Source organism: Marixanthomonas spongiae (assembly GCF_003095375.1).
GTDB lineage: Bacteria > Bacteroidota > Bacteroidia > Flavobacteriales > Flavobacteriaceae > Marixanthomonas > Marixanthomonas spongiae.
In genome coordinates this window covers 282,123-304,243 of record NZ_QEHR01000002.1, presented here as the reverse complement: position 1 = coordinate 304,243, position 22,121 = coordinate 282,123, and the positions used below count along the sequence as shown (strand labels likewise).

Annotated in this window: 17 protein-coding genes; 11 read left to right on the top strand and 6 right to left on the bottom strand. The window is 39.8% G+C overall.

Going from position 1 to position 22,121, the window contains the following annotated elements:
• The first annotated feature begins 179 nt into the window (after window positions 1-179).
• The 4 genes from DDV96_RS03965 (at window position 180) to DDV96_RS03950 (ending at window position 9,488) form a co-directional block, all read left to right on the top strand.
• Window positions 180-1,061, top strand: coding sequence for a DUF808 domain-containing protein (locus DDV96_RS03965; protein ID WP_116693444.1), 882 nt, complete (start codon window positions 180-182; stop codon window positions 1,059-1,061).
• 243 nt (window positions 1,062-1,304) lie between these two features.
• Window positions 1,305-3,077 carry a tetratricopeptide repeat protein gene (locus DDV96_RS03960; protein WP_165805958.1) on the top strand — a complete coding sequence of 591 codons (1,773 nt, stop codon included), beginning with the start codon at window positions 1,305-1,307 and terminating at the stop codon, window positions 3,075-3,077.
• 326 nt (window positions 3,078-3,403) lie between these two features.
• Entirely contained in the window at window positions 3,404-3,805 is a 402-nt protein-coding gene (locus DDV96_RS03955) for a hypothetical protein (protein ID WP_116693442.1), read from the top strand.
• Window positions 3,806-3,821: 16 nt separating this feature from the next.
• A complete protein-coding gene (locus DDV96_RS03950; protein ID WP_206074001.1) occupies window positions 3,822-9,488 on the top strand; it encodes an HYR domain-containing protein in 5,667 nt (1,888 codons plus the stop codon).
• Between the two features lie 133 nt (window positions 9,489-9,621).
• On the opposite strand, the gene DDV96_RS03945 is transcribed toward DDV96_RS03950, so the two are convergent.
• The 5 genes from DDV96_RS03945 to DDV96_RS03925 all read right to left on the bottom strand — a co-directional run bounded on the left by DDV96_RS03945 (window position 9,622) and on the right by DDV96_RS03925 (window position 12,271).
• Window positions 9,622-10,041, bottom strand: a complete 420-nt coding sequence (locus tag DDV96_RS03945) for an SRPBCC family protein (protein ID WP_116693440.1) — start codon at window positions 10,039-10,041, stop codon at window positions 9,622-9,624.
• A 458-nt stretch (window positions 10,042-10,499) separates the two neighbouring features.
• Window positions 10,500-10,922, bottom strand: a complete 423-nt coding sequence (locus DDV96_RS03940; protein ID WP_116693439.1) for a VOC family protein — start codon at window positions 10,920-10,922, stop codon at window positions 10,500-10,502.
• Between the two features lie 18 nt (window positions 10,923-10,940).
• Entirely contained in the window at window positions 10,941-11,384 is a 444-nt protein-coding gene (locus tag DDV96_RS03935) for an SRPBCC family protein (protein WP_116693438.1), read from the bottom strand.
• Between the two features lie 38 nt (window positions 11,385-11,422).
• A complete protein-coding gene (locus tag DDV96_RS03930; RefSeq protein ID WP_116693437.1) occupies window positions 11,423-11,839 on the bottom strand; it encodes a VOC family protein in 417 nt (138 codons plus the stop codon).
• Window positions 11,840-11,857: 18 nt separating this feature from the next.
• Window positions 11,858-12,271 carry a VOC family protein gene (locus DDV96_RS03925; protein ID WP_116693436.1) on the bottom strand — a complete coding sequence of 138 codons (414 nt, stop codon included), beginning with the start codon at window positions 12,269-12,271 and terminating at the stop codon, window positions 11,858-11,860.
• Window positions 12,272-12,436: 165 nt separating this feature from the next.
• Between DDV96_RS03925 and DDV96_RS03920 the strand changes: the two genes are divergently transcribed.
• Window positions 12,437-13,414 carry a GlxA family transcriptional regulator gene (locus tag DDV96_RS03920; RefSeq protein ID WP_116693435.1) on the top strand — a complete coding sequence of 326 codons (978 nt, stop codon included), beginning with the start codon at window positions 12,437-12,439 and terminating at the stop codon, window positions 13,412-13,414.
• A gap of 96 nt (window positions 13,415-13,510) precedes the next feature.
• On the opposite strand, the gene DDV96_RS03915 is transcribed toward DDV96_RS03920, so the two are convergent.
• The gene (locus DDV96_RS03915) at window positions 13,511-14,380 is read right to left on the bottom strand and encodes a zinc-dependent metalloprotease (protein ID WP_116693434.1); all 870 of its coding nucleotides are present in this window, start codon (window positions 14,378-14,380) and stop codon (window positions 13,511-13,513) included.
• Window positions 14,381-15,003: 623 nt separating this feature from the next.
• On the opposite strand from DDV96_RS03915, the gene DDV96_RS03910 reads away from it, so the two are divergent.
• From DDV96_RS03910 to DDV96_RS03885, 6 genes are all read left to right on the top strand, one after another.
• On the top strand, window positions 15,004-15,753 hold the full coding sequence (locus DDV96_RS03910) for a hypothetical protein (protein WP_133240810.1): 750 nt from the start codon (window positions 15,004-15,006) through the stop codon (window positions 15,751-15,753).
• 522 nt (window positions 15,754-16,275) lie between these two features.
• A complete protein-coding gene (dndC, locus tag DDV96_RS03905; RefSeq protein ID WP_206074000.1) occupies window positions 16,276-17,634 on the top strand; it encodes a DNA phosphorothioation system sulfurtransferase DndC in 1,359 nt (452 codons plus the stop codon).
• Between the two features lies 1 nt (window position 17,635).
• Entirely contained in the window at window positions 17,636-19,729 is a 2,094-nt protein-coding gene (locus DDV96_RS03900; RefSeq protein WP_116693432.1) for an AAA family ATPase, read from the top strand.
• Window positions 19,713-20,057: a DndE family protein gene (locus DDV96_RS03895; protein WP_165805956.1), complete on the top strand. Its 345-nt coding sequence runs from the start codon at window positions 19,713-19,715 to the stop codon at window positions 20,055-20,057. The genes DDV96_RS03900 and DDV96_RS03895 overlap by 17 nt, the downstream gene beginning before the upstream one ends.
• Window positions 20,057-21,163 carry a hypothetical protein gene (locus DDV96_RS03890; RefSeq protein WP_116693430.1) on the top strand — a complete coding sequence of 369 codons (1,107 nt, stop codon included), beginning with the start codon at window positions 20,057-20,059 and terminating at the stop codon, window positions 21,161-21,163. The genes DDV96_RS03895 and DDV96_RS03890 overlap by 1 nt, the downstream gene beginning before the upstream one ends.
• The gene (locus tag DDV96_RS03885) at window positions 21,153-22,109 is read left to right on the top strand and encodes a hypothetical protein (protein ID WP_133240809.1); all 957 of its coding nucleotides are present in this window, start codon (window positions 21,153-21,155) and stop codon (window positions 22,107-22,109) included. Before DDV96_RS03890 ends, DDV96_RS03885 begins: the two co-directional genes overlap by 11 nt.
• Window positions 22,110-22,121: the final 12 nt, after the last annotated feature.

The following is a 22,121-nucleotide window of genomic DNA, read 5'->3' as shown; positions in this document are numbered from 1 at the left end:
TCCGAAGTAATCTTATCGCCAATTTCCAATAAAGCCGGTGATTTTTTTTAAAAATTTCAATGGCTTACCGAAAGAAAGTTTTATTTTTCCGAAAGGAAACCGCTGCCCGTTGCTTCGTGATTGACCAATGTCGCATAGGGAGGCTTAAAAAACACCATTAATTAAACCGACAACACTTTATGGCTTCAGGATTTTTTGCATTGCTCGACGACATTGCCACCCTTATGGACGATGTTTCGGTAATGAGCAAAGTGGCCGCAAAAAAAACGGCCGGCATCTTGGGGGACGACCTGGCGGTAAATGCCGAGAAAGCCTCGGGGTTTATGTCCGATAGGGAACTGCCCGTGCTTTGGGCCATTACCAAGGGCTCGTTTTTAAACAAACTCATTATCCTTCCCATTGCTTTTTTGTTGAGTGCCTTTTTACCCGTGGCCATTACCGTGATCTTACTGCTTGGCGGGTTGTATTTGGCGTATGAGGGCGCAGAGAAAATCTATGAATTTATTGTGCCCCACGCCCACGGAAAAAAAGATGAACACCCACAAAACCTTTCTGAAGCAGAACGGATGAGTTTGGAAAAAGAACGTATAAAATCGGCTATACTGACTGATTTTATTCTTTCCATCGAAATTGTGATCATCGCCCTAGGCACGGTAACGAAGGAACCATTAACCAACCAAATACTGGTGGTTTCCATCATTGCCTTGATTGCTACCATAGGCGTTTACGGTATTGTTGCCTTGTTGGTACGTATGGACGAGTTTGGCCTTAAGTTGATCGATTTAAACGAGCAAGATGACAGCTTTTCAGATAAAGTAGGAAAGTTTTTGGTAGCCGCCCTTCCAAAGGTAATTAAAAGCCTGAGCGTAATCGGAACCATTGCGTTGCTGCTTGTTTCTGGAGGGATTTTTGTGCACAACATCGATTTTGTACACCACTTGGTTGCAGGATTCCCCTTTGTGCTTGGAGAGCTGGTTGTTGGCCTCGTGGTAGGAGTTGTGGTTTTGCTCGTGATTCTGGGATTAAAAAAAGGCTGGCAGGCCGTAAGGCAGCCGCAGTAGTTTCTGTAAAATTTTATAATGTTTGTGCATAGAGAGCAAAGGGTTGGCTTTATTTTAGGTTATCTTCTTCTTTTTATTAGCAACTGCATTTTAAATGATTCCGATATTTAAAAACCGCCCGTGGTTAATAGTTAAATTATTTCATTTTTTATACTTTTGAGCCTTTAATTATTTATGCCCTACTTATACGCCTTCATTTTATTTTTTTTGGTCAGTAGTTCTGTAAGTTCTCAAACAACGGAGTTGCAAAAATTGGAGCTACAAGCCAGTAAAATGCTTTTCAGAAAACCTGATTCAGCCAAGATAAGTTTATTAAAATTACTGGAGTATTCTAATCAACGTCACGATACGGCAGTAGCCAAGACCTATAGCAACCTTGGCATAACGTACAATCAGTTGGCCAAATACGATTCGGCCACGCAGTACTTCAAAAAGGCAATTGAGCTTACCAAGGATTATCCTTTACAGCAAGCCGGTATTTACTCGAACCTTGCCATTAACTATCGCATTACGAGTGACTATGAAAAATCATTAGCCAGCTTAGACACCGCAATGCAAATCTATCGTCAAGAAAACGATTTAAATGGGAAGGGGTTGGTCTATGGCGAAATGGCCTCCAACTATAGCTACATGCAAAAAAAGGAAAAAGCTATTGTGTACTTGAAAAAGGCCATCAAAATTTTTAAGGAGACCGAGGATCCCAGGCTATATATCTTGCAACAGAAATTGGCCAATGCGTATTACAATAATGAAGAATATGTTTTTGCCGTCGATTTATACGAACAAATACTTCCCACCTTTGCCAAAAAGAAAGAGGCTTCCTATTACTTTACGTTGCTTGCTTATGCCGAAAGTTTAATGCACTTGGGAAAACCCGAAGCAGCCGAAAAGCGTTTGCAAGAGGCCAAAGAAGGTTTTGAACAGATTAACAACCGAGAGTACAAGTATGTGGCAATGGGGAAACTGGGAAAGATTTATAACGCCACAGGCCGGCCGGCCCTTGGACTAAAAGCGTTACGGGAAGCTTACCAATACCTGTTAAAAGTAGATTCTACGCGTTTTTTGGAAATTGCGAGTGCCTATCTAGACGCATTGAACAACACAGAGGATTTTACCACTGCCTTGGAGGTAATACGGCAAGTAAAAGAAGAAACAAAGGACTTTAAGCATAAAATGAACGCTCAAGATGAACTGAAGTTTCTCCTTTACGCTCGTGAAACCTATAGGAAAACACAACGTTACCCACAGGCCCTCAAAGTCTATGACCGGGTTGACTTTCTAAAAGACTCTATAAGAAACGCGGTAGATGCCGTAAAAATAAAACAATTGGAAGCCGCTTACCAAAACGACATACAGCGCGAGAAGAATATCGTTTTGGAAGAAAACAACACCCTTTTGCAACAAAACAGTGAGAAACAAAAAAAACTGACCATTCTCAGCTTGGTGTTTATTATTGTATTAATAGGGCTTCTTGTCGTTATATATAGATACCATCGAAAACAACTTTCACTGCATAGGGAGTCTATGGCCAATTTAGAAAGGTCCAATGTCATATTAAAAGAAAAACAAGACTTAGAACACGCATTGTTGGCCGAAAAAGAAGAAAACCTAGGCGATAAGGAGCGCGAATTAGTAGCCATCACCCTAGAAGCAGCGGACACCCAAAATAAAATCGTAAACTTATTGGAGTCCAGTAAGACCGATGAAATCTCGAACGAACTTTCCGCTAAGATCATGGGGATTCTGAACCGTAAGAATTATTGGAAGCATTTTAAAACAAAGTTTGTGGAAGTCCATCCCGAGTTTGGCCAGAAGCTTTCCAACACCTTTCCCAATTTATCGGAAAACGACATTGCCTTCTGTTCTTTACTGAAACTTCAATTAACCAATAAAGAAATTGCATCTTTATTGGGTATCAGTCATCAAAGTGTTATTTCAAAAAAGTACCGCATCAAGAAAAAAATGAAACTTGACAAAGAAGACCAAAATTTTGAACAAATCATCCGTGATTTATAGCGCATAAAATATCATTTTATCGATGTTTTTCGCCTTACCTTATTTGCATCTCCTTTTTAAAATACATTCAGGAAAAATAGCAACTTAAAGTTGATACGCCAGCTATCTATTTTCTTTCGCAACATCCCCTTTATTTCGTAATCAAATATTAATCAGCTGTTTAGACACAAAAAGAACATTTTATGTCTATACTCTATCTATATGTATGTCTATATTTCATCTATATCTTTTTCTTCTGCATTTGGTATAGAATCATTTTATTTGTCCTAACCAAATGTTAAAAATGAATTTATTTTTAACCGAGCTTTAACCTTTAAATTTTAATTATGCAAAAAGTATTACTCGTGCTGTCCATGGCACTAATTTCGTATGGCTCCTATTCTCAAGATTCATGGAAATCTTATTATGAAGACAGTAAAGTAAAAATTGAATACCAACTTGCTGACTGTAATGATGCAGCAAACGGTTTTAATTTTAAGTATTATTTGTTGAGAGTAGCGAACAAAACACAAGAGTCTCTGGTGGTGCAGTATGTTCTTGAACCTTCAAAACATGTTTCAACTACCGCAGAACACTCCAACCGATTTATTTTGGCTCCTTCCGAAGTACGTAAAGGAAACTGTACAGCTAAAAATAAAAGCCTTACCTATTTTGCTAAAGACAATAAAGATGTAGCAAAAACACCCAAACCAATTATAATTTCTAAAATACATGCTTATGCCCTGTAAATTACCCCGCTTATTTATGTTGATAACCGTACTGTTTAGTTCGGTTTTATGCGCACAAACCACAGATTTCACTACCAATTTGGCCAGCGGATCTTGTGGAAACACCACTGTTGAATTTAACGGTACTGCCAGCAGCTCTACCACTGCTACCGCTTACACCTTTAATGGAGGGACCCTCCCCAGTGGTTGGTCGGCTTCGCCTTTTACCGTGAGCTCAAACACCTGCCCTGGACAAAATACCCCCGACAACAGCCCGTATTTCTGGGCGACCGATTTAGCCACCTCCGGCCCTAATTCCGGCAAGCGCTTTGTTCAAACAAATGCCGTAGATGTGAGTTTAGGCGGATCTATAGAGTTTTACATTCGGTATGGCAACAACGAAGGCTCAGGCTGTGAGCAACCTGATGCCGCCAATGAAGAAGTGTACTTGCAATACAGTATTGACAATGGTGCAACTTGGGTTGAAATATATGGTGGATGGGACACCACCGGTTCCGGCAACTATGCTTGGTATAACTGGTACTGGAACGATATCGCCATCCCCCCAGCAGCACAAACGTCCAACACGTTGTTTAGATGGTATCAGCCTACAAATTCTGGCACCGCTTTCGACAACTGGGGCTTGGAAGATGTTTCCATTAGTGCCACTGTAGCCGTAACGGTTACCGATTGGGATTGGGATTTTGGAGATGGCAATACTTCCACTGCTCAAAACCCTACCCATACCTTCGCTTCCACGCCTGGGACAACAGATTATACTGTATCGTTAACCGCTACTTTCAGTGATGGTACCACCAATACCGAAACAAAAACGTACACGGTATATGTAGACGACACGGCCCCTACGGCAACGTGTTCGACCACAACACAGGTTATTGCTACCGATGCCAACAATTGTACGGCAACATTACCCGATTTATCGGGATTGATTTCGGCTACCGATGATTGTTCCACTGTTACGATCGTGCAGAACCCTGTTCCCGGCACTGTTTTAGGTGCAGGCACGCAACAAGTAAACTTTACAATTACTGATGATAATGGCAATACCACCACCGTCTGCCCTATCACGGTTACCATAGAAGATACCACCAATCCCGCAGTGTCGGTACAAGACATCACTGTTCCTTTAAACAGCAGTGGTCAAGCAACTATAGCTGTTTCAGATATTGAACTAAGCAGCAGTGATAACTGTGCGATTGACACGAAAGTTTTAAGTAAAACCTCTTTTGATTGTTCAAACTTAGGAACCAACAGTATTAATTATACCGTAACCGATACGAATGGGAACAGCACCACGACCCCTGTTACCGTTACCATAATCGATGATGAGGCACCTACCGCGCGTACGCAGAACCTTGTGCTTCAATTAAATGATCCGAACGGCCTTACCATAACCCCTGCTATGGTGGACAACGGCTCTACCGATAACTGTAACCTTACTTTATCGCTAAGCCAATCCACATTTGATTGCAGCGACATAGGCACCCAAAATGTGGTACTGACCGCGACAGATAGTGATGGCAATACCCATTCAGAAAATGCAGCTATCACGATTACAGCACCCGATCCGTATGTAGTTACTTCTGCTGGGACAACTCAAGTGGCAAACCCCACCACTTTCACTACTGTTGACCCATCCATTGCGATAACGTACAATGGCAACGCCGACGGAGCGCTCATTTCTGTAGAGTCTAATTTTTCATCTGGAGATGAGTTAGCTTTGGCTTCAGGATACACTTTGCCCTCTGGAGTGAGTGCCAACTACAACGGAAATACCGGAACGTTAACCATAACGGGCACACTTACCGAAAACCAAGTAGAATCCATATTTCAAAACGTTCAGTTTAGAAGCAGCAGCTCCAATACTTCCGATCGCTCCATTCAGTTTACTGTAGGAAGCAGTCTTTCAAATCCGAATAACGATCACTATTATGAATATGTAAGCGGTAGTTTTACGTGGACGCAAGCGAAAGCCGATGCTGCCACCCGCACGTTATACGGACTCCAAGGATATTTAGCGACTGCCACTTCGGTTGAGGAAAATGACTTTATAACCACCAAATTAACAAATGATGGCTGGCTGGGAGGCTCAGACGATTTTAATCAAATCAATCAGGCAGTTGGAAGCCCAATATACGCCAATCAAAATGAGGCAGAATCCAATTGGTACTGGGTTACGGGACCTGAGGCTGGAACACAAATGTCCGTTGACAGTACTCCCTTGCCGCAACAATATGTAAATTGGAATGCTGGCGAGCCCAATAACTCCAACGGTAACGAACATTATATGCAAATTTATTTTACCAATAATGGCCGTTGGAACGATCTGAGCAACAGCAACGCATTGGGTTATATTGTTGAATATGGAGGGATTGCCGGAGATCAAGACTGTTTTTCATTTTCAAATGCAAAAACCGTAGTACTTAACCAAGCCCCGGTTATTAAAGCCATACCGGATGTTTCTGGATGCCCAAGTGCTGTTTTTACGCAACCGATAACCGTAACGGACGTAGAGGATGCTCCAGCAGATCTTACGGTAGTTGCCACCTCTAATAATCAAGCACTTGTAAGCGACAGCAACTTATCGGTTTCGTATGACGGTACTGAATTTATAGTAACCGGAACCCCAAACCCAAGTGTGCAAGGAGATGCTATTATTACGGTTACAGCAACCGATACGGCTGGGGTCTCTTCAAACGAAAGTTTTACTTTTACAGCAGAAGATATCACGGCACCCGTTGCCAATTGCGTGGCACCGTTCACCGTGCAGCTCGATGCCAATGGTGAAGCTTCTATTTCAGCTACCGATATCGACAATGGTTCTACCGACGCCTGTGGGATCGCCAGTACGACCATCGATGTTACCGAATTTGACTGCTCGAACGTAGGCGACAACACCGTTACCCTAACTGTAACCGATGTGAACGGAAACAGCAGTACGTGCACTACCGTCGTTACCGTGGAGGACAATGTGGCGCCTATTGCAAATTGCGTGGCACCGTTCACCGTGCAGCTTGATGCCAATGGTGAAGCTTCTATTTCGGCTACCGATATCGACAACGGTTCCACCGATGCCTGTGGGATCGCCAGCACGACCATAGACGTTACCGAGTTTGATTGCTCCAACGTAGGCGACAATACCGTTACTTTGACCATAACCGATGTGAACGGAAATTCCTCAACTTGTACCACTACCGTTACCGTGGAGGACAATGTGGCACCCGTTGCCAATTGCGTAGCGCCGTTCACCGTGCAGCTCGATGCTAACGGTGAAGCCACTATTTCAGCTACCGATATCGACAATGGTTCCAGCGATGCCTGTGGGATCGCCAGCACGACCATCGACGTTACCGAGTTTGATTGCTCGAACGTAGGCGACAACACCGTTACCCTCACCGTAACCGATATGAACGGAAACAGCAGTACGTGCACTACCGTCGTTACCGTAGAAGACAATGTGGCGCCTATTGCAAATTGCGTAGCGCCGTTCACCGTGCAGCTTGATGCCAACGGTGAAGCTTCTATTTCGGCTACCGACATCGACAATGGTTCCACCGATGCCTGTGGGATCGCCAGTACGACCATAGACGTAACCGAGTTCGATTGCTCGAACGTAGGCGACAACACCGTTACACTCACCGTAACCGATGTGAACGGAAATTCTTCAACTTGTACCACTACCGTTACCGTGGAGGACAACGTAGCACCCGTTGCCAATTGCGTAGCACCGTTCACCGTGCAGCTCGATGCCAATGGTGAAGCTTCTATTTCGGCTACCGATATTGACAACGGTTCTACCGATGCCTGTGGGATCGCCAGTACGACCATCGACGTAACCGAGTTCGACTGCTCGAACGTAGGCGACAATACCGTTACTTTGACCGTAACCGATGTGAACGGAAATTCCTCAACTTGTACCACTACCGTTACCGTGGAGGACAATGTGGCGCCTATTGCCAACTGCGTGGCACCGTTCACCGTGCAGCTCGATGCTAATGGTGAAGCCACTATTTCGGCTACCGATATCGACAACGGCTCTACCGATGCCTGTGGGATCGCCAGCACGACCATAGACGTAACCGAGTTTGATTGTTCGAACGTAGGCGACAATACCGTTACTCTCACCGTAACCGATGTGAACGGAAACAGCAGTACGTGTACTACCGTCGTTACCGTGGAGGACAATGTGGCGCCCGTTATTGCTTGTCCTGCTGATGTGTATGCGGAAACCGACCTTGGCGACTGTTTTGCCACGGTATATTTCCCTACAAACGTTTTGGCCATGGACAACTGTGCAATAGACACGATAACCCAAACCGGTGGTTTATCCGCTGGGAGTCAGTTCCCCGTAGGTACATCAACTATCGAGTTTACGGCAGTAGATGTCAATGGAAACAGCACCGTTTGTACTTTTGACATTATAGTTGAAGACCAAGAAGCACCACTTGCAGTATGTGAAAACATTACTGTTCAGTTGGATGAATTTGGTTCGGCTTCCATTACGGCTGCCGATATAGACGGTGGTTCTAATGACGCTTGCGGTATTGATACAATTGAAATTGATCAAGATACTTTCGATTGCAGCAACGTTGGCGATAATACGGTAACCTTATCTGTTACTGATGTAAACGGAAACGAATCTACATGTACTGCTATCGTAACCGTAGAAGATATCACCGCTCCAGAAGTGGTTTGCCAAGACATTACCGTTCAATTAGATGCTACCGGAACGGTGAGCATTACAGGAATGGATGTAGATGGCGGTTCTACCGATGCGTGTGGCATTGCCAGTTACGACTTGGATGTGGACACTTTTGATTGTTCAAATATAGGCGTTAACCCTGTGGAATTAACCGTTACCGATACCAATGGCAACACAGCTACCTGTACGGCTATGGTTACTGTTGAAGATACCATCGCTCCAGATTTAGTGTGTACTGATGTTACGCTTGAATTGGGTGAAGATGGTACCGCTACCCTATTGCCGGGAGATGTGATTGCAACCAATGACGAGGCTTGTGGCATTGATACGGTTGCCGTAGATATCACTGAGTTTGACTGTACAGATATCGGCACGCCGGTTACCGTTCAAGTATTTGTAAGCGACGTAAATGGAAACACCAGTACCTGTACCGCTTTGGTAACTGTCGTAGATGCTATGGCACCTGTAGTTAGCTGTCCGGCCGACCAAACCGTGGATCCGGGAGAAAACAACTTGTTTTACGTGGTTCCCGATTATTTTGCCTTGGGCGAGGCGTCGGCTACCGACAATTGTACGAATGCCGTAACCATTACCTCACAAGAGCCAGCTGCGGGCGTACTGCTCAGTGATGGGGTGCACACCATAACCTTAACGGCCGAAGACGACTACGGAAACATTGGTACCTGTTCCTTTGAACTGACCGTGGAAAGTGTATTGGGCGTTAACGGAATGGAGCACCTTGATAGCGTACATTTATATCCGAACCCAGCAAGCAACCACGTAATCCTTGAAAACCCTTCTGGAATTAATTTACAAGAAGCGGTGATCTACGACCTTACTGGGCGCGTAATACGCACCATTGACCTTAACGGGATGGGCGCGCAAAAAACAATTGATGTGACCAACTTGGCCAGTGCTGCTTATTTAATACGCATAAGCAGTGAAAACGGCTCTGTTACAAAACAGTTAATCAAAGAGTAAGCGTAATAGTTCTAAATTGAAATTGGTTTGTCAATTGAAGTCCGAAGTTGCTTATGCGCTTCGGACTTTTTTTTTTGGAATTCTATTTCCCACTTGGGATTGGAAGATTGTATTTCAAAATAGGTTAGGGCATTCATTGCTGTTCGGTATATGTTTTAAAGTTATCTACAATTGCTTGCCACCCATCGCGCTGCACGGCAATCGGGTTCTGGTCTTCCGCTTCAAACGTTTCAATTAGCCGCACGCTATCCCCTTCTTCTTTAAAATCTAGGGTTACTTTCCTATCATCATCCAAGGTATATGCAATTCGCTTATGCGGAATCACTTCCGTATAGACCCCTCCAAAATCGAAACCAGTACTGCCGTCTTTGGCTTCCATTCTTGAGGTAAACCTACCACCTTCCCTTAGGTCGTTTGCTGCTTTTGGGGTATGCCAATCTTTTGACCCACTGTTCCATTTAACAATGTGTTCTGGTTTGGTCCACGTATTCCAAACGGTTTCTATGTTTGCATCGATAGTGGCCTGTACGGTAATTTGTTCTTTGTTTTTCATGGTTCTTAAGTAATTAAAAGTTGTTTTTTTAAATTATTGAACCGTAGGAAAATCTTTTCTTCGGTTTTCAATAAGCTCCCAAATATTGGGATTGACTTTTACAGTCAAGCTCAAAGTCTCTTGATAGAAGGTTTCTGCTTTTCTGAAATCGTTCACTAAAAATCCGCTAAAGGCTTTGGGTTTTTGTAACGTCAGTATTCTTTTTCATTGGTGTCCTATTAAAGGTTTTTAAAATTTCAAAACTTCAACAACCACAGGTGTTTCGAACGTTTTTTCTTTGGACACCTTGCTATTTGGTTTTTTGTAGTCTATTTTAACAACGAATTAATTAACTAAAAACGGTCAACACTAATCAGGGACGTACAACGTCTCACATCTCACGTCTCACGTCTCACATCTCAAATCTCACATCTCACATCTCACATCTTACCTCTTAGTCGGTCACGACCCATTCTTTTCTAAAAGTCTTCATTATAATTCACCATCCAGCATACGCCGAACTTATCCACAAAACTCCCAAAATAATCGCCCCAAAACTGATCTTCCATAGGCATTTCAATTTCCCCTCCTTTTGATAGCCCATTGAACAGCCGGTCTGCTTCTTCCCTGCTGTCGGGATGCAGTGAGATGTAGGCATTATTACCTTGTTTAAACGGTGCGCCCATCCCTTCAATAGTGTCCGATGCCATTAAAATGGTATCCTTCCCTATCAGAAGCGAAATGTGCATGGTTCTATTTTGTATCTCTTTAGGGAATTTGTCGCTGTTTGGGGCGTCGCTCATTTTCATATTGGCAGTGAAGTCGCCTCCAAAAACCGACTTGTAAAACGTGAATGCTTCTTCGGCCTGGCCGTCAAAGTTTAAATACGGATGTACTTTCATACTATTGAATTTTAAATGTTAACTGGTTTCTTCTGATAATTCTTTTACTTTTTGAAGGGCCTGAAGAAATGCTTTTTCAAAACTGTCAAGATAGGCTTCAGCTATATCTACATGAACAGTAAGTTTAGTTTTTCCGTTTATTTCTTCTAAGGTATAATTTTCCATGGCTCCAGCCCAATCTTTTACTTCATCACTGCTGGTATCTTCTTTTCCATCTATAATAATCCCTAGATGCTCAATTGACATATACGTAGGCTCATTCCTGGTTTTAATGCGACTGATCATCCCATTTCCGTTAGGGCCCAAAAACAAGACTTTACTGCCTTCTTTCCAATCGGTTTCAGCATAAGATCCTTCTGAAAAAGGCGCCGTCCATTTGGGATAGGTTTCGTCACTCCATAGCACTAGCCATACTTTTTCTTTGGAAGCATCAATGGTCGTTTCAAATTCTTTTCGTTTCATAACTTGATTGTTTTTAAAAGCAATTCTATTGTCTTAACTTACATATTGTCATTGAATAAAAGATTAAACTTGTGTCCGTCTGGGTCGGCAAATACACAAACGTGGTATCCATTTTCATCATAAAATTGTTTCCTATCTGTATTAGAGTCGAAAAAAATTGTTCCACCTGCTTTTATTATTTCTGCTACCCAAGTATCATATTCCTCTTTACTAGCTGCGGATAGGCTAAACATAACTTCATTTCCTTCATCTAAATTTGATAGTTCCCCTTCAAGACTCGTTTTCAATTTTTTCTTTTTAAAAAAATGAATCACAAAATCATCATCGCTAAACAAGAAGCTCACTAATTCTGTAGTGGGGTTGCCATTAAGCTTAAAGCCTAATACTTGATAAAACTCTTGTGTCCTTTCAAGGTTTTCTACCCCTAAGTTTGCCCATATTTTTTTTGGCTTCATACTATTGTTAATTTTTATTTATTGCTTTGGCATTTTATCCATATCCATATACAACACGCTCCATCGGTGGCCGTCCAGGTCTTTAAAGCCCATCCCGTACATCCACCCTTCACTTTCCGAAGGTTCAACATAGAGGGTTCCGCCTGCTTTTTGTACCGTTTTGGCCAGGGCATCTACTTCCGCTTTACTTTGGGCATCGATGTTCAATAAAACTTCGGTCGCTTTTGCTGTATTGACCAAGCCGTTTTGGGTAAAGCCTGTAAACGTGGCTTCAGGAAAAAGCATCAGCACCACTTCTTTTTCCCCTATAAGAAAACTGGCCAAATGCTCCGCTCCTTCATGCATCGGGTTCGGTTTAAAACCAATCGCTTTAAAAAATGCTTTTGATTTCTGAATGTTTGCCACAGGTAAATTCAACCAAAATGATTTCATATCAAAAAATTATTAGTTTATTGACTTAAAAGGTGTTACCCAAAGATAAAGAGGATTTTTTAATTCCAGACGGTGCATATACGCCAATCGTACGGGTTGATTGCGACAGTAAATTGCAGTATATTTGGTAGGGTTAAAATAATGGAATAGCCTTAATTTAATAGTATGAAACACGTATCTATATTGGTCCCTAAAGGGCATACAAGTGTCGTAAACATTGGCGGCACCCACCAAATGTTCTCGTGGGTCAATGAGTTTTTTCAGCAAACGGGAAGGGACCCGCTGTTCACCATTCAATTGGTAGGCCTTGAAACAGAAACCACGCAAAGCCACGGCCTCTTTACGGTGAACCCGGAAGTGCTTATTGACCAGGTAACCAAAACCGACCTCATCATCATCCCGGCCATTCACGGGGACTTTCAGCAAAACTTAAAAAACAATACCGAGTTCCTTCCTTGGATTGTGAAGCAGTACAAGCAAGGGGCAGAAGTGGTTAGTCTCTGCGTGGCTTCGTTTTTTTTGGCCTCCACCGGACTGCTCGACGGAAAAAGCTGTTCTACACATTGGCAATTTGCGAACGAATTCAGGGAACAATTCCCCAAAGCCAATTTGATGGACGACCGCATTCTAACCGAAGCCGATGGCATCTACACCAGTGGTGGCGCGTATTCGTTTACCAACCTGATAATCTATTTAATTGAAAAGCATGCTGGGCGCGATACCGCGGTCATGGCCGCCAAAGGGTTTATGGTCGATATTGACCGCAGCAGCCAATCGCCCTTTATGATTTTCTCTGGGCAAAAAGCACACGACGATGCGATGGTATTAAAAGCACAAGAACAGATAGAACAACACTATCAAGATAAAATAACCGTTGATGAGCTATGCGACCAACTGGCCATAAGCCGTCGCACCTTCGAAAGGCGTTTTAAAAAAGCAACCGCCAATACCGTGGTGGAATACATGCAACGCGTAAAAGTGGAAGCCGCCAAAAAAGAACTGGAAATGGGACGAAAGACCGTAAATGAAGTCATGTACCATGTAGGCTACGCAGACCCTAAGGCCTTTCGTGATGTTTTTAGAAAAGTCACGGCCATGACCCCCGCAGCGTACCTGCACAAATACCGCAAACAGACTGCTTAAAAGGCACGACCACCCTCGATGCCCACCGCCTAAAATAAAAGCCCGCTCCACTAACGGAACAGGCTTTTATGCGACTAATTCAAATAATCGAGTTAGTTAGTACATGGTTTGCAACGCTTTTATGTCATTGCTGTTAAACTCCCCGTCTTCACTGGAACTAAAACAGGCCAGCATAATGGACGTAGGGTCGTAACCCGTTGGGGTGCCCGCAATGTGGTTGGCACCTACGCCAGCAGTACCTTCGTTGGAATTTTGCCCACAGCTCTGGCGGCTGAACCAATCGGTATGGCGGAACCCGACCGAATGCCCAATCTCATGGGTGATCACGTGTTCGTTTACGTTGGTGCTGTATCCGGACAAGCCATATATTTGCACATACTTGTACGGATAGCCACCACTTGGGAAGCCAGCGCTGCCGCCCGCCCCATACGGATTGTTTACGGTATTGTTGTACACCACCATATCTTTGTTCTGGTAGTTGGTGCCAAAGGTCAACGTAAAGCTAATGGAAACCCCGCTCAAGCGGTTGTAATTGTTCACGGCCCATCGCAGGGCAGTGCGTTCCTTGCTGGAAAGGGCTTGGCTGCCACCGGTGTACCCGATAATCGAAATATTACGGCCTTGGCTCACCAAGTTGTCGGTGCTGTACTGCCGGCCATCCCCGTCTTCGGCGGCTTCGGCCATGGCGAACAGCTGTTCTTCTGAAAGGACCAAATCCTTTTCAATATAGAGGCGTTCTTCGGTCGTGCCATCGGGAAAATGGAACGTATCGTACTTAATGTAGTCGCTGTTTAGGTTCAGTTTAATAACGGCGTCCCGCACTTCTTTGGGGATTTTCTTTTGGGAAACGGGGATCGTTAAATCGGTTTGATCTGTGGTTGGGGCTTCGTTTTCATCCTGGGTACAGGACACGAATACCAGGCTCAGGGCAAAGATGCCCACGAGACCCATTTTAAATGTTCTCATAGTTTAAGGTTTGTATTAGTGATTATGTTTGTTAGGTTAACCTGAAGTGAAATTATAAAATAATTAACAAATTAAAAAGTTAAAGTTATATTTTTTAACAAATTATATGGCTTAAAACCGCTTTTTACACATAAAATCAAGCGAGTCCTAAACCGATGGTACGGCAAGGATACCCTGTATTTACAGAAGATGGATAGTTGTATTTTCCTACAAAATTGATAGGTTAAGGGCTATTAAAAAAATGGTGTGCTTTGGAGGGGTGTTTTTGAGCTTTTGGGAATAGATCTTCAATTCTTTCTGGTTTAGGCCAGTTGAACGATGCTCAACACATTATAAAATGAAAACCTTTTTCCTTTTTACAGCACCTATTTTTTTAGTCCTGTCCATTTAGTACATCATGAAATCATGTGCTGTTTATTTAAACGTGATTCTTCATTTTGAATGATTTAAAAGGCATCATACTTATAGTTATTACATTATAAATACGCTATAAATACGCTATAAATACGCTATAAACACGCTATAGATATGTCATAACTTCGTTACATATACACTTTATAATCCCTTGTTATTTGGATATTGTGAAGATTGGAGCTATATTAGCTGTGTACAATCATCTTTTTATGGCACGACAAACGGGGATCATCAAAATATCGGGAACGATTGATGGTGTTAATTTTTACAAGACGAAGGCAGGGCATCTTTCCCGCAAAGCGGGCGGAGGATTTACGAGCCACGCTATTAAAACGAAACCCAACATGCGGCGGGTACGGGAGAACGGCACCGAATTTGGCCGTTGTTCGAAGAGCAAAAAACATTTTAACCAAGCCTTGCGGCCGTTTTTATGTATCCATAAAGATGGAACGCTCCACGGGCGGATGATGCGGCGGTTTACGGGTTTAAAAAAATTAGACACCGTGAGCGCACGAGGCGAACGGCACGTAGGACAAGGCATACAAACCGAGGAGGGCAAACGGCTTTTACGGGATTTTAACTTTACCCCGTCGTGCGCTGTTGCTTCTTTTTTGTCTGGCACTACCCATTATGATGCCTCCAACCACACGTTTACCGTTACCGATTTTGATGTAAAGCAAATTTCGTTCCCGACTGGCGCCACGCATATAGCCGTTACGTTGGGCGTATTGCATTTTGATTTTGACACCAATAGGTATGAATTACAACAGAGTCCCCCAACATACATAGACGCGCAGTTTACTGCTGACACGTTTAGTTTACAGGCACCTGCCCCTACCCTGCCCGGAACAGCCATTGCAGTTATAGGGGTGAAGTTTTACCAAGAAGTTGGTGGGCAGTTTGTTGTTTTGAGGGGGAAGGATACTGTGGGGCTATTGGTTGTTTCTGTAATGGATTGAGCTGTGTTTTATTGAAATTTAAAACCTTATTTCTTTGAACCGACTTTGTTAGGCGACAAAATACTGCCTTTGTAATTACACGCGACACCCTAAATAACCTCTGTTATACTGAGGTGAAACTCAGTGACGAAGCCGTTTTACACCGAAATTGTGTTATATGTGTTGGAGTAAGCAACTTGGAACAACTTGGCTAATATAGTTTCAGCTTTCCTTCCCGTGCACAAGGATCCAGTTAGATAGGTGGTTTATGGGCACGTCGTTTGATTCTTGTCTCTTCGCTAATCCAAATTATCAGCATTGGTAATGGCAAAAGAAGGTTATAATAGTTTGGAAGTATACTTACATTCGTTTTCTTAAAACACAAATTATTCAAAATAAATTCCAAAAATTAAATCCTCGAATTACAGAAAGCTATCTCTAAATTTTATTTTTAAAGTTCAGCAGTAATTATTTGTTGATTTTCTTTGAAAAGTTCTTTAAAAAATTTTACAAAACACCTTTCAAATATATTAAATTTGAAGTATGACGGAAATTAAACTTAAAAAGGCTGAGTTGATTATTAATGAATTAATAGATCAATATGCCTACGCAGATAAATCAGATAGACCTTGGATTATTGGTTTTAGCGGCGGTAAAGATTCTACTGTATTACTCACTTTGGTGTGGATTGCGCTTAAACGTTTTAAAGAAAAACATCCTTACCCGTTTCAGTTGAGAAGACCAGTTTATGTTGTTTGTAATGATACAATGGTCGAAAACCCTGTAATTGCTAGTTATGTCGATGAGGTTTTAGCTAAAATACAAGTTGCTGCTAGAGAACAAGATCTCCCTATATTTACAAAGAAAACAACACCCAAATTAGATGAGTCTTTCTTTGTTAATGTAATAGGAAGAGGTTATCCTGTTCCTAACAATACGTTTAGATGGTGTACTGATCGATTAAAGATTAGACCTACCTCCAGTTTCTTGCATGATCAAATTGACGAAAAAGGCGAAGCCATAGTTTTACTGGGAACCAGATATGAAGAGAGTAAAACGCGCGAACGTTCTATGAAAAAATATGAACAATCTGGCAGTAGACTATCTAAACATCCTACAAGTTCAAATACTTTTGTATTCTCTCCAATTAAAGAGTTGGTGCTTGAAGAAATCTGGTACATCATAAACGCTGTTGATTCTCCTTGGGGGTTTGACAATTCAATTTTATTTCAAATTTATTCTGACGCCAGTGCAGATGATTATGAATGTCCAACTGTCGTTACTAACAAAAAGCATAGCTCTTGTGGACAAAGTCGATTTGGTTGTTGGACTTGCACAGTTGTAAAGGAAGACAAATCTATGTCGGCCTTAATTGACAATGGAAAAGAATGGATGATTCCTCTTTTAAATTTTAGAAATGAATTAGTAAAAGATAGGAATAAGAGTGAAAACAGGTCTAGCACTAGAAGAAATGGTATGCCGGCAGTTACTGAAGATGGACATAATCAAGGTAATTATAACCATGGTTACATGACGAAGTTACTAGGAAGACTTTTAGAAGTTCAAAGAGACGTTCAAGAAATAAAGCCTGAAATTACATTGATAACTAACCAAGAACTTATTGCTATTCAAGTTATTTGGAACAGGGATGGTTTTTTTGACCAAACGGTGAGTGACATTTATAGAAAGGTATTTAACAAAGAGCTGACAACAAGCAATCTAAAGACATTAAATCAAACAGAACGAAGATTACTAAGTGATGTTTGCGAAGATGAACCAGAATATTATGAACTAATAGATAATTTGATTGCATTACAAGAGTCTAAAACACTCTTAGTTTCTAAATACGGTATTCATAATGATGTTGAAAAAAGAATTGAGGATTTTGTAAAAGTGAAATAATATGAGAATTGATCGTATTAGGTTAAACAACTTTAGAGGATATGGCTCAAGTGAAATTAAATTCACGAAAAGCCAAGACAAAAATGTATCAATAATCGCTGGTAAAAATGGATTTGGTAAAACTACTTTTTTAACCTCACTAATATGGGCAATGTATGGGCCTTTAATGCGAGAAGTTGAAAAGAAATACAAACGAGATATTCAAAATCACGGAGGTTATGAAAATTATTTAAAAGAAAGTGTAAATTACACAGCTGTAAATAAATTTGATAGGAAAGAAGTTCCAGATGTAGAAATGAGCGTTGAAGTAGAACTCGCCGATGTAATGATACCTTCTGTACCTTGTGATAAGGTTGTAATTAAAAGAACATACAGTCTAAAAATTAATAAAGAAAATCTTTCTATATTGATAGATGGCCAAGAAAGTGAATTGACAAAAGAGGTAGGGTATGATCTTTTTATCAATGATTTTATACTTCCACGTGAAATTGCTAAATTTTTCTTTTTTGATGCCGAAAAAATAGTTTCTCTGGCAGAAGCTAAAACTAAAAGTGAATTAAGGAGTTTAAGTCGGGCATATTCTGAAGTTTTAGGAATCAAAAAATATGAAGATTTAAAATATAATCTAAAAACACTTTTAACTAAGCTTAAAAGAAATGGAGTTACGGGAGTAAATAAAGAAAAGCTCAATGAGCTAATCCGGAAAGAGGAGGAATTAAAAAAGCTAATAGAATTAAAGGAAAGTAAACTTCAAGAGATAAAGCAAGATATTGAATCAGATGGAAGTAAGATTGACTTAATCGAAGAGAAGCTGATACGAGAGGGGAATTCTATTACCATGGAAGAACTTAAAGAGTTTAAAACATTACGAACTAATCTTCAAAAAGATTTAGTTGAGGCGAAAGGTCAGCTTAAAGATGTGATGGATCTTGTTCCTCTAGCGGTTGCTGAAAAACAATTTAAAAAATTAGTCGATCAATTAAAAAAAGAAGCAGAAGCTAAAAAAATTAATGCAAACAGTGATTTTGTACTGAATGAGGTTAAATCTTTTTCTGAGTTATTGAAAAAGAAACTTTCTAAACTCCCTAATTTTAAAAATAATCAAAAAGAAGTAGAACAAGCAATACTTGAGATTGAGAAAGAACGGACGAAGAGTGCTAACTCTACCAATACTTCTATCCTCTTAGACTATTCCGATGAAGAAACAAGGGGAATTATTGCAACTTATCAATATGTAACAACTTCATTCAAGCAACAATTTGAATTAATTATTAAAAATGAAAGAGATATTCGTCAGCATATTGGTAGATTAAACAGAAAAATTAAACAAGCTGTATCTAAAAAGGGAAATCCTATTGCACAACAGTTAAGAACAGATAAAGAAGAGCTTAAATCTTCTATAAAAGTAGCTGAAGAGAAAAAAGAAAAGTTGCTTCAAGAACTTGGAAAACTAAAAGCGGAATTAACCTCTAATGCAAAGGTGCTTTCAGAATACGAAAAGAAATTCAATCTAATAGAAACAGATGAAAAGAAATATAAAGCCACCCAAAATTTACTTGACAAAATAAATACCTTAACCGCAAGAATCAAAGAAGAAAAGAAGTACGCTCTCGAAAAAGCCATATTGCTAGGTTTACAAAGGTTAATGCACAAAAAAGACTTTATCTCTAAGGTAAACATCTTAATTGACGATGATATAATGGATATTGAATTAATTAAGTCAGATGGAAAAGTGCGTGATAAAGATTCTATGTCTAAAGGGGAGCAACAATTATATGCTACCGCTTTATTAAAAGCATTGGTCGATGAATCTAAAATTGAATTTCCAATATTTATTGACAGTCCGTTACAGAAATTTGATTTTGAGCATTCTGGAAATATTCTAGAGCAATTTTACCCTACTATTTCCGAACAAGTGGTATTATTCCCATTGTTAGAGAAAGAACTATCTGAAAAAGAATATACTTTCTTATTACCGAATGTGAACAATACATTTCTGATTCAGAACCATCAAGGTATTTCGCAAATTGAAAATGTTAAACCTAAAGAACTTTTTAAAAAATTTAATCTTCAGTCTCATGATTTCGCATATTAGAACGAGTAAAAAAAACAAAGAGTTAGTTACTGAACTTACCCGAAAACATAGTCTAGGAGCAGAAAATGTTATTGCACGGTTAGCCATTGCTCACTCTTTAAAAGAAGGAAAAAAATTAAATTTAAAAAATCTAGCGGATTCAGGTGGTAAAGAATATTCACGAAAAGTACTATTTGGTGAATACGAGAATATTTACCTTGGCATGATTTGTAATTTATATGGCATTCATAGAAGAGATAAAAGCTTAGGAAAGTTAGTAAAGTTGCATTTAGATGAGGGGTTGAAACAAATACATAATAAAAAGAATAATGTGGAAATAATGATATAATGGAAAAGAAAGAAGATAAATTTAGAAAAATAAACTATTCCAAAATTAAATTAGATCCTGAAAACCCAAGACTCCCAGGTTCCTTTAGAAAGGGGAGTAAAAATGAAAGAGATCTTATTAACTGGATGCTGCTAGAGGCAGCTACAGTTGAACTGATGTACGCTATTGGACAAAATGGTTACTTTGTTGGAGAACAACTTTTAGTTATTGAAGATGAGGAGAAATCTGGGAATTATATTGTAATTGAGGGAAACAGAAGATTAACGGCGGTAAAGCTACTTAACGAACCTGAATTAGCAACTGTTAAGAAAGCAGCTATTAGTGAGGTTATTAAAAACACTGACGAAAGACCGCAAGATATCCCGTGTCTTATTTTTGATGAAAAAAGTGAAATTTTAAAATATCTAGGTTTTAGACATATTACGGGGATTAAGTCTTGGAAACTTTTACAAAAAGCTAGTTATCTTAATGATGTTTATCATAATGAATTTGATGATAAAAACTTTCTTACCAAATGTAGAGATATTGCAAAAAATATTGGAAGTTCATCAAACTATGTAAGAAGATTAATAACCGCATTTAAAATTTTCAAAAAAGTAGAAGATGAAGGCTTTTATTCAATATCAGGTTTAGATGACACCAAATTTCATCTTAACTATCTGGTAGATGCACTTAATAAGAAAAACATAAAAAACTTTATCGGTGTTAATATCAATTCCAACAAACCATTAGAAGAATTAAATCAGGATAATTTAAAGGAATTAATTTTTTGGTGGTTTGAAAAAACTGAAGGAGTTCCTAGAATAATTGGAGATAGTAAAGGATTAAAAAAATTGGATTTAATTTTAGGAAGTGAAAAAGCAAAAGAAGCTTTTAGGGACGGTAAAAGTATAGATGATGCTGTTGAACTAACTAAGGATATAGATTCAATATTCAGGACGGAAATAATAAAATCACTTGAAAGACTTGAAAGTGCTGATAAGCTAACTCATAAGGTAGAAGATTTTTATTCGAATCTTTATGAAGATTTAAAAATGATAAGGAAGTTAGCACTTAAAATAAAGGAATATAAAGATCAAATTGAAGATTCAGAAGATGAGTTTTAAAGATAAAGTTAATGATGTATACTCCAACTATAAGGATATTGATAAACCAGACTACAAAAAATACGACTTAACTGCTTATGCTGATTTTTTAGAGCTTATGTCTCTTTTTTCTAATTCCGATGGCGTTACAAGAGGAGATTTTCAAGATAGATTGTTTGGAACAGATGATTACGATAAAGCCGAAAATAGAGATAAGGATGAAAATTTTGTCAATAGTATTTTTGAGAAGACTATTCAGAGATCTATATTATACTCTGATAATTACCCATTCTATATTGAAAAAAATCAATCAGAAATATTGAAGTTAAAAACAGAGTTTAATGATTCATCAAAGCTTTATCTTTTATTACTAGCCTGCTCGAACTTGAATATATTTGACTCAGTTCAACCTCTTCTTACAAGAGAGTTTGAGAAAGTATCTGCAATAACTTTAAAAGATTTCTTACCAAAGAATGCAGTTGTAAAAGAATTTGGAGAAAACTCTGACTACAAGGGCAATACAATTTCCAAAATAAAAGACCTTGCAAAGGATGCAGGGTTAAAACTAAATGAGGAAGAAATAAACGAAATTAGCCCGTATAATTCGAAAGAAAAAGGTTGTGATATTTTTTCATGGGTAAATTTTGGTGATTCTAATAAAAATAAATTGATCTTTATTGCACAATGTACCTGCCAAAAAAAATTCGAATCAAAGCTTTCGGAAGTTAATAGATTCACGGAATATTTTATATTTTACAAAAAACTGCCGATTCAATTATTTTTTATACCCTTTAGTTACATAAACCAAGAAAATAAATTTGAAAATTCTGATAAATTCATAAGCGACTATCTGTATTTCGAAAGGTTAAGAATAGTAACAACTTGTAAAAGCATGGTTTTCTCTGATTTCCAAGCTTCCGAATTGGTAGATGGACTGATTGCATATCAAGAAAATTATATTGATTAGATAGTCCCTTTA

What these genes read in the sequence shown, in the direction of transcription:
- DDV96_RS03965 (WP_116693444.1), top strand. Translation starts at nt 180, where the DNA reads ATGGCTTCAGGATTTTTTGCATTGCTCGACGACATTGCCACCCTTATG.
- DDV96_RS03955 (WP_116693442.1), top strand. Translation starts at nt 3,404, where the DNA reads ATGCAAAAAGTATTACTCGTGCTGTCCATGGCACTAATTTCGTATGGC.
- DDV96_RS03950 (WP_206074001.1), top strand. Translation starts at nt 3,822, where the DNA reads ATGTTGATAACCGTACTGTTTAGTTCGGTTTTATGCGCACAAACCACA.
- DDV96_RS03945 (WP_116693440.1), bottom strand. Translation starts at nt 10,041, where the DNA reads ATGAAAAACAAAGAACAAATTACCGTACAGGCCACTATCGATGCAAAC.
- DDV96_RS03940 (WP_116693439.1), bottom strand. Translation starts at nt 10,922, where the DNA reads ATGAAAGTACATCCGTATTTAAACTTTGACGGCCAGGCCGAAGAAGCA.
- DDV96_RS03935 (WP_116693438.1), bottom strand. Translation starts at nt 11,384, where the DNA reads ATGAAACGAAAAGAATTTGAAACGACCATTGATGCTTCCAAAGAAAAA.
- DDV96_RS03930 (WP_116693437.1), bottom strand. Translation starts at nt 11,839, where the DNA reads ATGAAGCCAAAAAAAATATGGGCAAACTTAGGGGTAGAAAACCTTGAA.
- DDV96_RS03925 (WP_116693436.1), bottom strand. Translation starts at nt 12,271, where the DNA reads ATGAAATCATTTTGGTTGAATTTACCTGTGGCAAACATTCAGAAATCA.
- DDV96_RS03920 (WP_116693435.1), top strand. Translation starts at nt 12,437, where the DNA reads ATGAAACACGTATCTATATTGGTCCCTAAAGGGCATACAAGTGTCGTA.
- DDV96_RS03915 (WP_116693434.1), bottom strand. Translation starts at nt 14,380, where the DNA reads ATGAGAACATTTAAAATGGGTCTCGTGGGCATCTTTGCCCTGAGCCTG.
- DDV96_RS03910 (WP_133240810.1), top strand. Translation starts at nt 15,004, where the DNA reads ATGGCACGACAAACGGGGATCATCAAAATATCGGGAACGATTGATGGT.
- dndC (WP_206074000.1), top strand. Translation starts at nt 16,276, where the DNA reads ATGACGGAAATTAAACTTAAAAAGGCTGAGTTGATTATTAATGAATTA.
- DDV96_RS03900 (WP_116693432.1), top strand. Translation starts at nt 17,636, where the DNA reads ATGAGAATTGATCGTATTAGGTTAAACAACTTTAGAGGATATGGCTCA.
- DDV96_RS03895 (WP_165805956.1), top strand. Translation starts at nt 19,713, where the DNA reads ATGATTTCGCATATTAGAACGAGTAAAAAAAACAAAGAGTTAGTTACT.
- DDV96_RS03890 (WP_116693430.1), top strand. Translation starts at nt 20,057, where the DNA reads ATGGAAAAGAAAGAAGATAAATTTAGAAAAATAAACTATTCCAAAATT.
- DDV96_RS03885 (WP_133240809.1), top strand. Translation starts at nt 21,153, where the DNA reads ATGAGTTTTAAAGATAAAGTTAATGATGTATACTCCAACTATAAGGAT.